Annotated in this window: 11 protein-coding genes, 1 tRNA gene and 1 other RNA gene; 9 read left to right on the forward strand and 4 right to left on the reverse strand. The window is 70.6% G+C overall.

The genetic code is table 11. The features are described from left to right. Positions 1-36: 36 nt before the first annotated feature. Positions 37-858 (forward strand): polyphosphate--glucose phosphotransferase, encoded by an 822-nt coding sequence (gene ppgK, locus ACPEH0_RS03465; protein ID WP_217531734.1) that lies wholly within the window; start codon positions 37-39, stop codon positions 856-858. A 16-nt stretch (positions 859-874) separates the two neighbouring features. On the opposite strand, the gene rnpB is transcribed toward ppgK, so the two are convergent. The 3 genes from rnpB to ACPEH0_RS03480 all read right to left on the reverse strand — a co-directional run bounded on the left by rnpB (position 875) and on the right by ACPEH0_RS03480 (position 3,723). Next, positions 875-1,239, reverse strand: an RNA gene (gene rnpB, locus ACPEH0_RS03470) — RNase P RNA component class A. Positions 1,240-1,270: 31 nt separating this feature from the next. Continuing rightward, complete coding sequence (locus ACPEH0_RS03475; protein WP_423719417.1) at positions 1,271-2,995, reverse strand: bifunctional 3'-5' exonuclease/DNA polymerase; 1,725 nt, start codon at positions 2,993-2,995, stop codon at positions 1,271-1,273. Then, on the reverse strand, positions 2,992-3,723 hold the full coding sequence (locus tag ACPEH0_RS03480) for a zinc ribbon domain-containing protein (RefSeq protein WP_217531803.1): 732 nt from the start codon (positions 3,721-3,723) through the stop codon (positions 2,992-2,994). Before ACPEH0_RS03480 ends, ACPEH0_RS03475 begins: the two co-directional genes overlap by 4 nt. Before the next feature lie 106 nt (positions 3,724-3,829). Between ACPEH0_RS03480 and ACPEH0_RS03485 the strand changes: the two genes are divergently transcribed. From ACPEH0_RS03485 to ACPEH0_RS03520, 8 genes are all read left to right on the forward strand, one after another. Then, the gene (locus ACPEH0_RS03485; protein WP_366213004.1) at positions 3,830-5,311 is read left to right on the forward strand and encodes an amino acid permease; all 1,482 of its coding nucleotides are present in this window, start codon (positions 3,830-3,832) and stop codon (positions 5,309-5,311) included. Positions 5,312-5,356: 45 nt separating this feature from the next. After that, positions 5,357-5,429 (forward strand) — tRNA-Val (locus tag ACPEH0_RS03490). A 165-nt stretch (positions 5,430-5,594) separates the two neighbouring features. Beyond that, on the forward strand, positions 5,595-8,321 hold the full coding sequence (aceE, locus tag ACPEH0_RS03495; protein ID WP_366213003.1) for a pyruvate dehydrogenase (acetyl-transferring), homodimeric type: 2,727 nt from the start codon (positions 5,595-5,597) through the stop codon (positions 8,319-8,321). An 8-nt stretch (positions 8,322-8,329) separates the two neighbouring features. After that, a complete protein-coding gene (locus ACPEH0_RS03500; RefSeq protein ID WP_366213002.1) occupies positions 8,330-9,532 on the forward strand; it encodes a PucR family transcriptional regulator in 1,203 nt (400 codons plus the stop codon). Between the two features lie 85 nt (positions 9,533-9,617). After that, entirely contained in the window at positions 9,618-10,535 is a 918-nt protein-coding gene (locus tag ACPEH0_RS03505; RefSeq protein WP_366213001.1) for an ACP S-malonyltransferase, read from the forward strand. Then, entirely contained in the window at positions 10,532-11,533 is a 1,002-nt protein-coding gene (locus tag ACPEH0_RS03510) for a beta-ketoacyl-ACP synthase III (protein WP_311861993.1), read from the forward strand. Before ACPEH0_RS03505 ends, ACPEH0_RS03510 begins: the two co-directional genes overlap by 4 nt. Before the next feature lie 70 nt (positions 11,534-11,603). Then, positions 11,604-11,852, forward strand: coding sequence for an acyl carrier protein (locus ACPEH0_RS03515; protein ID WP_036308817.1), 249 nt, complete (start codon positions 11,604-11,606; stop codon positions 11,850-11,852). Between the two features lie 50 nt (positions 11,853-11,902). Next, the gene (locus ACPEH0_RS03520; RefSeq protein WP_363380247.1) at positions 11,903-13,141 is read left to right on the forward strand and encodes a beta-ketoacyl-[acyl-carrier-protein] synthase family protein; all 1,239 of its coding nucleotides are present in this window, start codon (positions 11,903-11,905) and stop codon (positions 13,139-13,141) included. 170 nt (positions 13,142-13,311) lie between these two features. Here ACPEH0_RS03520 and ACPEH0_RS03525 read toward each other — a convergent pair whose 3' ends face one another. Continuing rightward, positions 13,312-13,815, reverse strand: coding sequence for a DUF3145 domain-containing protein (locus ACPEH0_RS03525; RefSeq protein WP_064002159.1), 504 nt, complete (start codon positions 13,813-13,815; stop codon positions 13,312-13,314). Positions 13,816-13,902: the final 87 nt, after the last annotated feature.

The raw sequence follows: 13,902 nt of genomic DNA on the forward strand, positions 1-13,902 counted from the left end.
CGATTCCCATCGCGCGGTCGCAGTAGGCTCGGAGGCATGACTGGGACCGCCACCACCGCCGTCGGCATCGACATCGGAGGGACGGGCATCAAGGGTGCCCTCGTCGACCTCTCGCAAGGAACGCTCCTCACCGACCGGATCAAGGTCCCGACGCCCAAGGGCGCCGAACCCGACGACGTGCTCACGGCCGTGCGCGAGGTGCTCGAGAAGCTCGAGGTCACCGACGCCGACGTCCCCCTGGGCGTCGCGTTCCCGGCGATCGTGAAGAACGGCCGCACCCTGTCCGCCGCGAACGTCGCCGACACGTGGATCGACTTCGAGGCCGAGGCGTTCTTCGAGAAGGGACTCGGCCGCCAGATCCACTTCGCCAACGACGCGGACGTCGCCGGCGTCGCCGAGATGCGCTACGGCGCCGCGAAGGACCGCAACGGCCTCGTCCTGCTGACGACCCTCGGCACCGGCATCGGCACCGCGATGATCTACAAGGGCGTCCTCGTTCCGAACACGGAGCTGGGCCACCTGCACCGCCCCGGTCACAAGACGGACTTCGAGCACTTCGCCGCCTACTCGGCGATGGAGCGCGAGGAACTCGAATGGGATGCCTGGGCCGGCCGTCTGCAGCAGTACTACAGCCACCTCGAGTTCCTGTTCACGCCCGACCTGTTCGTCGTCGGCGGCGGCGTCTCGAAGCACGCCGACAAGTTCCTGCCGCTGCTCGATCTGAAGACCGAGATCGTCCCCGCCGTGCACCGCAACAACGCGGGCATCATCGGCGCGGCGGCGCTCGCTCTCGCGGGCGAGCGTGAGGACGTGTCGGCCGAGCAGGGCGGCGACCTGGCGGACACCACCGCGCGCTGACGCGTCGTCCGGAGGGCGAATGGGCCGGCCTGTACGCCGGGTTCTGTCCGGGGGTCCTCGCGGACCCCGTGGACGGTCATCTCTCTCGGCGACACGTTGCCGTGCCGCTCCAGCGGTCTACCCGGGGACTCAGCGGGCCGCGTCGGCATCCCCTGTCTGACCTTGCTCCGGGCGAGGTTTACCGTGCGGGTCGTGTCACCACGACCCCGGTGGTCTCTTACACCACCCTTTCACCCTTACCCCGGTCGGAACCGGGGCGGTCTACTCTCTGTGGCACTGTCTCGCGGATCACTCCGGGTGGGTGTTACCCACCGCCCTGCCCTGTGGAGCCCGGACGTTCCTCGGTGCGCTCTCGCGCCACGCGACCGTCCAGCCGACCCATTCGCGGGGTCGAGTCTACCCGGCCGGCCGGTCACTCCTTCGCGGCGTCGACCCGCACCTGCAGGTCGAGGCGGAAGTCCAACGGGATGTCGCCGAAGAGCAGGCGCGTGGCCGCGTCGGCCGCGAGCGACACCGCCTCGGCCGCGAGCGCCGCGTGCGCGGCCGGCGTGTGGACGATGACCTCGTCGTGCAGGAAGAAGGCCAGGTGCGCCTGCCGTGCGTGGAGCGGACCCGACCGGGGCGCAGCATCCGCCTCGTCGACGAGCGGCAGCGCGGCGAGGCGCGCACGCAGGTCGCCCAGCCACGCGAGGGCCCACTCCGCTGCCGTCCCCTGCACGACGAAGTTACGCGTGAAGCGCCCACGGTCGCGCGCGGCGCGGCGGGCGCGCGTCCTGTCCGCCTCGGTCGCCTCGGGGTCCCCCGCGCTCCCCTGCAGCGCTCGCCACCCCGGCGACGGCGGCGGGCTGCTGCGACCGAGCCACGTCGAGACGACACCGCCCTCTTCGCCGACTCGCGCGGCGTCGTCGACGAGCCCCATGGCGCGCGGGTAGGCGCGGCGGAGGGCCGGCACGAGTCGTCCGCTGTCCCCCGTCGTCGCGCCGTACATCGCGCCGAGCAGCGCGAACTTCGCCTCGGACCGGGTGCTCACGACGCCGCGCGAGACGATGCCCTCGTAGAGGTCCGTGTCCCTCGCGCTGTCGGCCAGGGCGGCATCCCGCGACATCGCGGCGAGCACCCGCGGTTCGAGCTGCGCCACGTCGGCGACCACGAGCGACCACCCGGGGTCGGCCCGCACCGCGGGGCGCAGCTGACGCGGCATCTGCAGCGCACCTCCCCCGGACGACGCCCACCGTCCCGTGACCACGCCGCCCGGCACGTACACCGGGCGGAACCGGCCGTCGGGTGCCCACTCGTCGCGCCAGGCCCACCCGTTCGCGGTGAACAGCCGCATGAGGCGCTTGTACTCGAGCAGCGGCGCGATCACCGGATGGTCGTACTCGCGCAGCTCCCACTTGCTGGTCGACGCCGCCGCGACCCCCACGCGGTGCAGCGCGCGCAGGAGCTTCGGCTGCGAGTCGAGGCTGACACCGGGGTCGCCGAGGAGCGCACGGATCTCGGCGCCGAGCGCCTCGATGCGCGCGGGCAGGCGCCCGGCGGTTTCCCGGGGCCCCAGCATCCCGGTCAGGATCCCGTCGTGCACCTCCGCGTCCCAGGGAACGCCCGCCGCGTGCATCTCGGTCGCGACGAGGGCACCGACCGATTCCGCCGCCACCAGCAGGCGCAGCCCCGCCGCGCTCGCGGCGATCACCTCGCGCTGACGTTCGAACTCCGCCAGGGCCGAGTCCAGGTCGTGGGGCACCTCGCGCGTGCCCGGATCGATGTCGAAGAGCGCGCTCGGTCCGTCATCGACGACGGATGCCGCGGCATCCCACTCCGTCGCAGAGCGCAGGCGGTCCGCTGCCACCGCACGCGCGCTGTCGCGCAGGATCGCGTGCGCGAGGCGCAGGTCGTGACACCGCGCGACGCGGACGCCTCCCGCGAGGAGGGCCGGGTACCACGCGGTCGTGTCGCTCCACACCCAGCGGGTGGTGCCCTCCGTGCGCCGCACCCGCTCGGCGAAGTCGCGCCTGTCGAGGTGGGTCGTGTCGCCGCGTGATCCGTCGGCGGCGACGGGGACGAGGGCGACACCGTCGCCGATGGCCCCCACCACGATCCAGGGGACGGCGTCCCCGGCGGAGGCGCCCGGGACGGTCAGAGCCCGGAGTCCTCGCCGCGGACGAGGATGCAGCCGCACTCGGGACACGTGACGACGTCGTCCTCGGCCGCCGCGCGGACGGTGTTCAGGTCGGTCCCCGACAGCACCATGCGGCACCCGCCGCAGGTGCGGTGCTGCAGGAGACCGGCGCCGACGCCCCGGGCCGCGAGGCGGTCGTACATCGCGACCAGGTCGGCCGGCAGGCTCGCCGCGATCGCGGCGCGGTCACGCGTGGCGGCCTCGTGGCGGGCGGTCGCGTCGGCCACGACCTCCTTGGCCTCGGCGCTCAGGCGGGCACCCTCCTCGTTGACCGAGGCGATGAGCGCCTCCTGGGCGGCGACCGCGGCCTCCGCCTCCTCGAGGCGCTCCATGACCTCGAGCTCGGCGTCCTCGAGGTCGGACTTGCGCTTGGCGAGCGAGGCGATCTCGTGCTCGAGCCCCTGCGCGTCCTTCGCGCTCGACGTCGACGCGAGCCGCTCGTTGTCGCGGGCGGTCCGGGCGTCGACGACGGCGACGTCGGACTGGATGCGGGCGAGCTCCGCCTTCGCGTCGTCACGGGCACCGAGTCGACGGGTGAGCTCGGCCGAGTGCGTCGCGCGCTCGGCGAGCAGCTCCTTCACGCGGGCGGCCTGCGCGGGGTTGCGGCGAGCGTGATCCGCCTGCTGCGCGGCGAGGTCCGCATCGGCGAGATCGAGGAGGCGGCGCTGGTCGGCGAAGCTGGCTTTCACGCCCTCCAACCTACCCTCGGCCGACGGACCGCCGGGGCGTCGGCGACGAGCGGGATGCCGCAACGCACTAGCATGACGTGCCGGAATCGCGCGGGAGGAGATCAGCATGAGCATGCTGCGCACCAAGACGGTCGAACAGTCGACCGCCGACACCGAGGAGCCGGAGTTCCGGCTCAAGAAGTCGCTGTCCGCGCTCGACCTCACCGTCTTCGGCGTCGGTGTCGTCATCGGCGCCGGCATCTTCACCCTGACGGGGCGCGCCGCGCACGAGGTCGCTGGGCCCGCCATCGTCATCAGCTTCGTCGTCGCGGCCATCGCGTGCGGCCTGGCCGCCATGTGCTACGCCGAGTTCGCCTCCACCGTCCCGGTGTCGGGATCGGCCTACACCTTCTCCTACGCCTCCCTCGGCGAGCTCTTCGCCTGGATCATCGGGTGGGACCTCATCCTCGAGATGTTCCTCGGGGCGAGCGTCGTGGCGCAGGGGTGGAGCGCCTACCTCGGGTCGCTGATGGAACAGCTCGGCGCACCGATCCCCGCGGCCATCGGCTACGGCGGCACCGTCGACGTGATGGCCGTGCTGCTCGTCGTCGTGCTGGGCGTGCTCATCACCCTCGGCATCCGGGAATCCCTGCGCGTCAACCTCGTCCTCGTCGCGGTCAAGCTCTTCATCGTCCTCTTCGTGATCATCGCCGGTCTCCTGTTCGTGAACCCCGCGAACTACTCTCCCTTCATCCCGGATGCCGCGCCGCGCGAGACGGCGTCGGGGCTCACGCAGCCCCTCCTGCAGTTCTTCTCCGGCATCGAGCCGACCGCCTTCGGCGTGGGCGGGATCTTCGCCGGCGCCGCGCTCGTCTTCTTCGCCTACATCGGGTTCGACGTCGTCGCCACGACGGCCGAGGAGACCAAGCGCCCGCAGCGCGACCTCCCGATCGGCATCATCGCCTCGCTCGTCATCTGCACGATCCTCTACGGCGCCGTCGCCCTCGTCGTCACCGGCATGGTGCCGTACCAGGACCTCGACCCGGCCGCCGCGCTCGCGAACGCCTTCGCCTTCCACGGCCAGACCTGGATGGCCACCGTCATCTCCGCCGGCGCCGTCGCCGGGCTCACGACGGTCGTCCTGACGCTCATGATCGGCGCGACCCGCATCATCTTCGCGATGTCGCGCGACGCGCTCCTGCCCCGCGGACTCGCGAAGGTGCACCCCCGCTTCCGGACCCCGTGGGTGATCTCGATCATCGTGACGGTCATCGTCGCCGTGGTCGCCGGGCTCACCCCCGTCGGCGTGCTGGAGGAGATGGTCAACATCGGCACGCTGTCGGCGTTCGTCCTCGTGTCCGTCGGTGTCATCATGCTGCGCCGGCGTCGTCCCGACCTGCCGCGCGGGTTCCGCGTGCCGCTGAACCCGTGGCTGCCCGCCCTGTCGGCCGTCGTCTGCATCTACCTGATGCTGAACCTCACGGTCGAGACCTGGCTGCGCTTCCTCATCTGGCTCGCGCTCGGCTTCGTCATCTACTTCGCGTACTCGCGCCGGCACTCGCGGCTGGCGAAGGGCGGCGACCTGTACACCGCGCCCACCGCGCGGTGACGGCGCACCGGGCCTACGGCTTCCGCCCGTAGACTCGGTCCGTCAGGGCCTTTAGCTCAGCTGGTAGAGCGCCACGCTTACACCGTGGATGTCGTCGGTTCGATCCCGGCAGGGCCCACTCCCGGCATCCGCCCTCCGCTGTCTCATCTCGCCGTCTCGAACGGCGAACGCCGCCGGGCGCAATGGGTAGGCTGAGGACAAGCGAGTTGTGCGCGGCGAACAAGCGCGCCCTCGCTCGAACCCTCCTTCCTGGCACGATCTGCCAGGCGACGAAAGGCCTCTTGTGACTGTCAACGATCAGGATCCGTACTCGCAGGGCCCGCAGGACAGCGACCCGGAAGAGACGTCGGAGTGGCAGGAATCCCTGCGCCAGCTCGTCGACGCCCGGGGCGCCGGCCGCGGCCGCGAGATCATGCTGAGCCTGCTGCAGAGCTCGCGCGAACTGCACCTGAATGTCCCGCAGGTCCCCACCACGGACTACATCAACACGATCCCGGCAGACAGCGAGCCCGAGTTCCCCGGTGACGAAGAGATCGAGCGTCGCTACCGCCGCTGGATCCGCTGGAACGCCGCGTTGACGGTGCACCGCGCTCAGCGTCCCGGCATCGGCGTCGGCGGTCACATCTCGACCTACGCCTCGTCGGCGGCCCTCTACGAAGTCGGTTTCAACCACTTCTTCCGCGGCCCCGACCACTCCAGCGGCGGCGACCAGGTCTTCTTCCAGGGCCACGCCTCCCCCGGCATGTACGCCCGCTCCTTCCTCGAGGGCGGGCTCACGAGCCAGCAGCTCGACGGCTTCCGCCAGGAGGCATCCGCTGCCCCCCACGGTCTGCCGTCGTACCCGCACCCGCGTCTCATGCCGGACTACTGGCAGTTCCCGACCGTGTCGATGGGTCTCGGTCCGATCAACGCCATCTACCAGGCGATGACGAACAAGTACCTCACCAACCGCGGGATCAAGGACCTCTCCGACTCGCACGTCTGGGCCTTCCTCGGCGACGGCGAGATGGACGAGGTCGAGAGCCGCGGTCAGCTGCAGGTCGCGGCGAACGAGGGCCTCGACAACCTCACCTTCGTCGTCAACTGCAACCTGCAGCGACTCGACGGCCCGGTGCGCGGCAACGGCAAGATCGTGCAGGAGCTCGAGAGCTTCTTCCGCGGCGCCGGCTGGAACGTCATCAAGGTCGTCTGGGGCCGCGAGTGGGACGACCTGCTCTTCCGCGACACCGACGGCGCCCTGCTGAACCTCATGAACAGCACTCCGGACGGCGACTTCCAGACGTACAAGGCCGAGAACGGCGCGTACGTCCGCGAGCACTTCTTCGGCCGCGACGAGCGCGCCGCCGCCCTCGTCAAGGACTACTCCGACGAGCAGATCTGGAACCTCAAGCGCGGCGGGCACGACTACCGCAAGGTCTTCGCGGCGTACAAGGCCGCCGTCGAGCACAAGGGCCAGCCCACCGTCATCCTCGCCAAGACGGTCAAGGGATACGGCCTCGGTCCGCACTTCGAGGGGCGCAACGCGACGCACCAGATGAAGAAGATGACCCTGGACGACCTCAAGCTCTTCCGCGACCAGATGCACATCCCGCTGACGGACGCGCAGCTGGAGGAGAACCCATACGAGCCGCCGTACTACCACCCGGGTGAGGGCGACGAGACCATCGAGTACATGGTCGAGCGCCGTCGCGCGCTGGGCGGCACGCTCCCGCAGCGTCGCAGCACGCACACCGCGATCAGCCTTCCCGACGACAGCGTCTACGCGCTGCCGAAGAAGGGCTCGGGCACGCAGGAGGTCGCCACCACGATGGCGTTCGTCCGCCTACTCAAGGACCTGCTGCGCACGAAGGACTTCGGCCACCGCATCGTGCCGATCATCCCCGACGAGGCGCGCACGTTCGGCATGGACGCCTACTTCCCGACCGCGAAGATCTACAACCCGAACGGACAGAACTACACGTCCGTCGACCGCGAGCTGCTCCTGGCCTACAAGGAGAGCCCGCAGGGCCAGATCATGCACGTCGGCATCAACGAGGCCGGCGCCGTCGCCGCCTTCACGGGTGTCGGCACCTCCTACGCGACGCACGGCGAACCGCTCATCCCGGTCTATGTCTTCTACTCGATGTTCGGCTTCCAGCGCACGGGCGACGCCCAGTGGGCGGCGGGCGACCAGATGGCGCGCGGCTTCATCATCGGCGCCACCGCCGGACGGACCACGCTGACCGGTGAAGGCCTCCAGCACGCCGACGGCCACTCGCACCTGCTCGCCTCGACCAACCCGGCGACGGTCTCCTACGACCCGGCCTACGGCTACGAGATCGCGCACATCGTGCAGTCGGGTCTCGAGCGCATGTACGGCGGGGAGCACGAGGACCCGAACGTCATGTACTACATCACGGTCTACAACGAGCCGATCGTCCAGCCGAAGGAGCCGGAGGATGTCGACGTCGACGGCATCATCCGCGGCATCCACCGCGTCGCGACCGGGTCGGGAGAGGGCCACCGCGCCCAGATCCTCGCCTCCGGCGTGGGTCTGCCGTGGGCGCTCGAGGCGCAGGAGCTGCTGCAGAAGGACTGGGGTGTGAGCGCCGACGTCTGGTCGGTCACCAGCTGGACCGAACTGCGTCGTGACGGTCTGGCGGCGGACGAGCACAACTTCCTGCACCCGACCGAAGAGCCCAAGACGGCCTACGTCACCGAGAAGCTGAGCGACTCCGAGGGACCGATCGTCGCCGTCAGCGACTTCATGCACGCCGTGCAGGACCAGATCCGCCAGTGGATCCCCCGCCGGTACGCGACGCTCGGTGCCGACGGCTTCGGCTTCTCGGACACGCGCGCCGCGGCCCGTCGCCAGTTCAAGATCGACGGCCCGTCGATCGTCGTGCGCACGCTGCAGGCCCTGGCCGAGGACGGCGTCGTCGACCGCGGCCTGTCGGCTCAGGCGATCGAGAAGTACCGTCTGCACGACGTCAACGCCGGCACCTCCGGCAACGCGGGCGGCGAAGCCTGACCCGCGCGATGACCGAACGGCCGACCGCCCAGGAGAAGGCGGAGACACTGGCGTGGCTCCGTCGCATCTCGGGTGATCTCGCGAGCACCACACTGCGCAGGCTCGAAGAGTCCCTGCCGTGGTACGCCGAGATGCCCCCCGGGCGGCGGTCGGCCGTCGGTCTCGTCGCGCAGTCCGGCATCTCGTCCTTCATCGACTGGTACGACGACCCGAACTCGACGCCGTGGATCGCGGCCGACATCTTCGCCTCCGCTCCCCGCGAGCTGCTGCGGAGCATCAGCCTGACCCAGACGCTCCAGCTGATCCGCGTGACGGTGGAGACGACCGAGGAACGTGTCGCGGGGCGCGGCAACGGGCTGCGCGAGAGCATCCTGCTGTACTCGCGCGAGGTCGCCTTCGCCGCCGCGGACGTGTACGCCCGCGCGGCCGAGGCGCGCGGACTGTGGGATGCCCGCCTCGAGGCGCTCGTCGTCGACTCGATCCTGACGGGCGAGGCCGACGAGGAGCTGCCGAGCCGCATCGCGGCGCTCGGCTGGCACGGCCACGGCGAGGTCGCCGTCCTGGTGGGGACGACACCGCCTCAGCTGGACGTCGACCAGGTGCGCCGGACGGCCCGCAAGCTCGGCGTCGACGTCCTCATCGGCGTGCAGGGTTCGCGCCTGGTGCTCGTCATCGGGCGGGCCGACCAGACGGGCCGGGAGGATGCCGAGGAGCTCCCGTTCACCGAGATCGCGACGCGTCTCGAGCCGGGGTTCGGGAGCGGTCATCTCGTGCTGGGCCCGACGGCGCCCGCCCTGTTGGATGCCGGCATCAGCGCGCGTGCCGCGCTCGCCGGCTTCGCGGTGGCGAAGTCCTGGCGTCACGCGCCGCGGCCGGTCGACGCCGACGACCTGCTGCCCGAACGCGCCCTCGCCGGTGACCCCCTCGCGAAGGCTGCCCTCATCGACAAGATCTACCGACCGCTGCAGGCGCACTCGACGGACCTCGTGACGACCCTCTGGAGCTACCTCGACAACGGTCGCTCCCTCGAAGCGACGGCCCGCGAGCTCTTCGTCCATCCCAACACGGTGCGCTACCGCCTGAAGCGGGTGTCGGACGTGATCGGGTGGGATGCCACCGGTCCCCGTGAGGCGCTCATCCTCCAGACGGCGCTGATCCTCGGCTCGATCGGCGCCGAGGTGACCCGCCGACGCCCGCCGCGCCGCGGCTGATCCTGTACGACACAGACAAACGATCCGCACTTTGTTGTGCGCCGACCGACAGCACGTCCGACCCGAACTTGCAAGGATGGAAACCGTGATCATCGCCGTCTTCCCGGGCCAGGGTTCGCAGACCCCCGGGTTCCTCACCCCGTGGCTCGACACCGAAGGCACCAGCGAGCTGCTCGAGCAGTACTCCGCGTTCGCCGAGGTCGACCTCGTCGCCGCCGGAACCGAGTGGGATGCCGACCGCATCCGCGACACCAAGGTCGCCCAGCCCCTCATCGTCGCCGCGAGCCTGCTCTCCTGGCGCGCGCTCGTCGCCGCCGGTCACGGGCCGGACGGCGTCGCCGGCCACTCCGTGGGCGAAATCGCGGCGCTCGTCGCCGGCGGCGTCCTCACCGAGGAGGACGGTATGCGCCTGGTGGGCATCCGCGGCCGCGCGATGGCCGAGGCCGCCGCGCTCGAGGAGACCGGCATGAGCGCCGTCGTCGGAGGAGACGAGGCCACGGTGCTCGGCCGCCTCGAGGAGCTCGACCTCACCCCCGCCAACTACAACGGCGGCGGTCAGATCGTCGCCGCCGGCGCGCTGCCCGCCCTCGCGGAGCTCGCCGCCGATGCCCCGCGCGGCAGCCGCGTGATCCCGCTGCAGGTCGCCGGAGCGTTCCACACGCGGTACATGGCGCCGGCCGTCGAGACGCTGCGGTCGGCTGCGGCCGTCGTCTCGGCATCCGACCCCTCCCTCACGCTCTGGAGCAACCGCGACGGCGGCACCGTCACCGACGGCCGCGCCGCGCTGGATCTGCTCGTCGCGCAGGTCGCGAATCCCGTCCGCTGGGATCTGTGCATGACTTCGTTCGCCGACAACGGCGTCACCGGGATCATCGAGCTCGCACCGGCGGGCACGCTCGTCGGACTCGCCAAACGCGGGCTGCGCGGCGTACCGTCTGTTGCGGTGAAGACGCCCGAGGACCTCGCCGCCGCGAACGCCCTCCTGACCGGAGAGAACGCATGACCCCCCAGCTGATCCAGCCGACCGGCGCCGCCCACACCCGCATCTACTCCTACGGTGCGGCGCGCGGTCAGAACGCCGTCCCCAACGAGGACCTGATCGAACCGATCGACTCCAGCGACGAGTGGATCCGTCAGCGCACCGGCATCATCACCCGCGTGAGGGCGGATGCCGACACCTCGGCGATCGATCTCGCCGCCGACGCCGCCGCCGAGGCGATCGAACGCTCCGGCATCCCGGCCGACAAGATCGACGCCGTCATCGTCGCGACGATCTCGAACCCGAAGCAGACGCCGTCGGTCTCGGCGATCGTCGCCGACCGCGTGGGCGCGAACCCGGCGGCCGCCTACGATCTCAACGCCGCCTGCGCCGGCTTCGCCTACGGGGTCGCCCAGGCCGATGCCCTCATCCGCGCCGGCGCCGCCCACTACGCGGTCGTCATCGGTACCGAGAAGCTCAGCGACGTCGTGGACCCCACCGACCGCTCCATCTCGTTCCTCCTGGGCGACGGTGCGGGCGCGGTCGTCGTCGGACCGAGTGAGACTCCGGGCATCGGTCCGACCATCTGGGGCTCGGACGGCTCGAAGGCGGATGCCGTGGGCATGAACCACACGCTGACCGAGTTCCGCGACGGCCTCGCCCCCTGGCCCACCCTCCGTCAGGAGGGCCCGACGGTGTTCCGCTGGGCCGTCTGGGAGATGGTCAAGGTCGCACGCCAGGCCATCGAAGCCGCCGGGATCACCCCCGACGACCTGGCCGCCTTCGTGCCGCACCAGGCCAACATGCGCATCATCGACGAGTTCGCCAAGCAGCTGAAGCTGCCCGAGTCCGTCGTGATCGGTCGAGACATCGAGACGACGGGCAACACCTCCGCGGCATCCATCCCGCTGGCGACGCACCGTCTGCTCGAAGAGCACCCCGAACTCAGCGGCGGCCTCGCCCTGCAGATCGGATTCGGAGCCGGACTCGTGTTCGGCGCCCAGGTCGTCGTCCTCCCGTGACGACGGCGCTCCCCCACCTAAACTGACTACCGGCCCGGCTGGGCCCGATTCCCACAGAAGGAGAAATCCCATGGCATTCACCAACGACGAGGTCCTCGCCGGCCTGGCCGAGCTCATCACCGACGAGACCGGAATCTCGTCCGACGAGGTCGCCCTCGAGAAGTCGTTCACCGACGACCTCGACATCGACTCGATCTCGATGATGACGATCGTCGTCAACGCCGAGGAGAAGTTCGGCGTCACCATCCCCGACGACGAGGTCAAGAACCTCAAGACCGTCGGCGACGCCGTCACCTACATCTCGTCCAACCAGGCCTGATCCGCGCGTCCGGTGGGGGTTCGCCCCCACCGGAGCAGCACGAGGGAACCATGAGCAACAAGCGAATCTTCGTCACCGGCATCGGTGCGACCTCCCCCATCGGCGGAACCGCCGGCGAGAGCTGGGACGCCCTCCTCGCCGGAGAGTCCGGCGCGCGCACCCTCGAGCACGAGTGGGTCGAGCAATACCAGCTGCCCGTCACGTTCGCCGCCGAGGCGAAGGTGCGCCCCGAGACGGTGCTGGAACGCCCCGTCGCCAAGCGACTCGACCCGTCGTCGCAGCTCGCGATGGTCGCTGCCAAGGAGGCCTGGGCGGACGCGGGTTCGCCCGAGGTCGACCCGGAGCGCCTCGGCGTCGAGTTCGCCACGGGCATCGGCGGCGTGTGGACGCTTCTCGATGCCTGGGACACCCTGCGCGAGAAGGGGCCGCGTCGCGTCATGCCGATGACGGTGCCTATGCTCATGCCCAACGCAGCGGCGGGCAACCTGTCGCTGCACTTCGGTGCCCGCGCCTACGCCCGCACCTTCGCGAGCGCCTGCGCGTCGAGCACCGAGTCGATCGTCAACGCCCTCGAGCACATGCGCGCGGGCCTCGCCGACGTCGTGATCGCCGGCGGTACCGAATCGGCGATCCACCCCATCACGATCTCGTCGTTCGCCTCGATGCAGGCGCTCTCGCGGCGCAACGACTCCCCGGAGACGGCATCCCGTCCCGGCAGCATCGACCGCGACGGCTTCGTCATGGGCGAGGGGGCGGCCGTACTGATCCTCGAGACCGAGGAGCACGCGAAGGCGCGCGGCGCCAAGATCTACGCCGAGCTCGTCGGCGGCGGCGTGACGGCGGATTCATACCACATCACCGCCAACGACCCCGAGGGCACCGGCGCCGCGCGCGCCGTCCGTCTCGCCCTGGAGATGGCGGATGCCGCGCCGGACGACGTGACCCACGTCAACGCGCACGCGACCTCCACCCCGGTCGGCGACCCGAACGAATACGTCGCACTGAAGTCCGTCTTCGGCGACCGTGTCGAGGAGATGCCGGTCTCGGCTACGAAGGCCTCCACGGGCCACCTGCTGGGCGGTACGGGCGCCCTCGAGGCGATGTTCACGGTGCTCGCCCTGCGCGACCGTGTCGCTCCGCCGACCATCAACATCACCGAACCCGACCCGGCTGTACCGTTCCGCCTGTCCGGCGACGCGGTGCCGCTCGGCGACGGTGACCAGCTGGCGATCAGCAACTCGTTCGGCTTCGGCGGTCACAACGCCGTCGTCGCGTTCCGCTCGGTCTGATCCGACACACGACAGACGCCCCCGGGAAGCCACCGGGGGCGTCTGTCGTTCTGTCCAGGCGGGGCCGAGGCCGCCCCGGTCTCCGGGAAGCCGTCCGAAGCCGGTCGAAGCTCTCCTGCCCCGCCTGAAGACCTGTCCGATCGTGGAGTGTCCGCTCGGGACGGGTCGTCTCAGCCGACCTTGTGCAGCCAGACGACCGGCGCGTCGTCGCTGGCGTGACGGAACGGCTCGAGTTCGTCGTCCCAGGCGACGCCGAGCGCGACGTCGAGCTCTCGCTGGAGTTCGGTGATGTCGCCGGCCGCGATCTCCATGGCGTACCGCAGGCGGTCCTCGCCGATGACGACGTTGCCGGCCGAGTCCGTCTGGGCGTAGTGGATGCCGAGGCTCGGCGTGTGCAGCCACCGGCCGCCGTCGCTGCGCGGCGTCGGGTCCTCGCTCACCTCGTAACGCAGGTGCTCCCACCCGCGCATGGCGGTCGCGAGGGCGGCGCCGGTGCCGGCGGGTCCCTCCCAGTAGAACTCCGCGCGTCGGCTGCCGTCGAGGACGGGCTGGTCCGCCCACTCGAAGTTGACGGCATGCCCGAGGGCACGCCCGGCCGCCCACTCGAGGTGGGGGCACAGCGCGCGTGGCGCGGAGTGGATGAAGATCACTCCGCGCGCCTGAGGTGTGGCCATCGATCTCTCCGTTTCGTTCAGGTACGTCTTCCCCTACGACCTGATGGAGAGTGCTGGCCGGATATCCGGTTGTGCCGCCATTATCGC

This window comes from Microbacterium sp. NPDC079356 (genome assembly GCF_049545465.1).
Taxonomy (GTDB): domain Bacteria; phylum Actinomycetota; class Actinomycetes; order Actinomycetales; family Microbacteriaceae; genus Microbacterium; species Microbacterium gawkjiense.

What these genes read in the sequence shown, in the direction of transcription:
- ACPEH0_RS03525 (WP_064002159.1), bottom strand. Translation starts at nt 13,815, where the DNA reads ATGGCCACACCTCAGGCGCGCGGAGTGATCTTCATCCACTCCGCGCCA.
- ACPEH0_RS03485 (WP_366213004.1), top strand. Translation starts at nt 3,830, where the DNA reads ATGAGCATGCTGCGCACCAAGACGGTCGAACAGTCGACCGCCGACACC.
- ACPEH0_RS03510 (WP_311861993.1), top strand. Translation starts at nt 10,532, where the DNA reads ATGACCCCCCAGCTGATCCAGCCGACCGGCGCCGCCCACACCCGCATC.
- ACPEH0_RS03515 (WP_036308817.1), top strand. Translation starts at nt 11,604, where the DNA reads ATGGCATTCACCAACGACGAGGTCCTCGCCGGCCTGGCCGAGCTCATC.
- ACPEH0_RS03500 (WP_366213002.1), top strand. Translation starts at nt 8,330, where the DNA reads ATGACCGAACGGCCGACCGCCCAGGAGAAGGCGGAGACACTGGCGTGG.
- ppgK (WP_217531734.1), top strand. Translation starts at nt 37, where the DNA reads ATGACTGGGACCGCCACCACCGCCGTCGGCATCGACATCGGAGGGACG.
- ACPEH0_RS03520 (WP_363380247.1), top strand. Translation starts at nt 11,903, where the DNA reads ATGAGCAACAAGCGAATCTTCGTCACCGGCATCGGTGCGACCTCCCCC.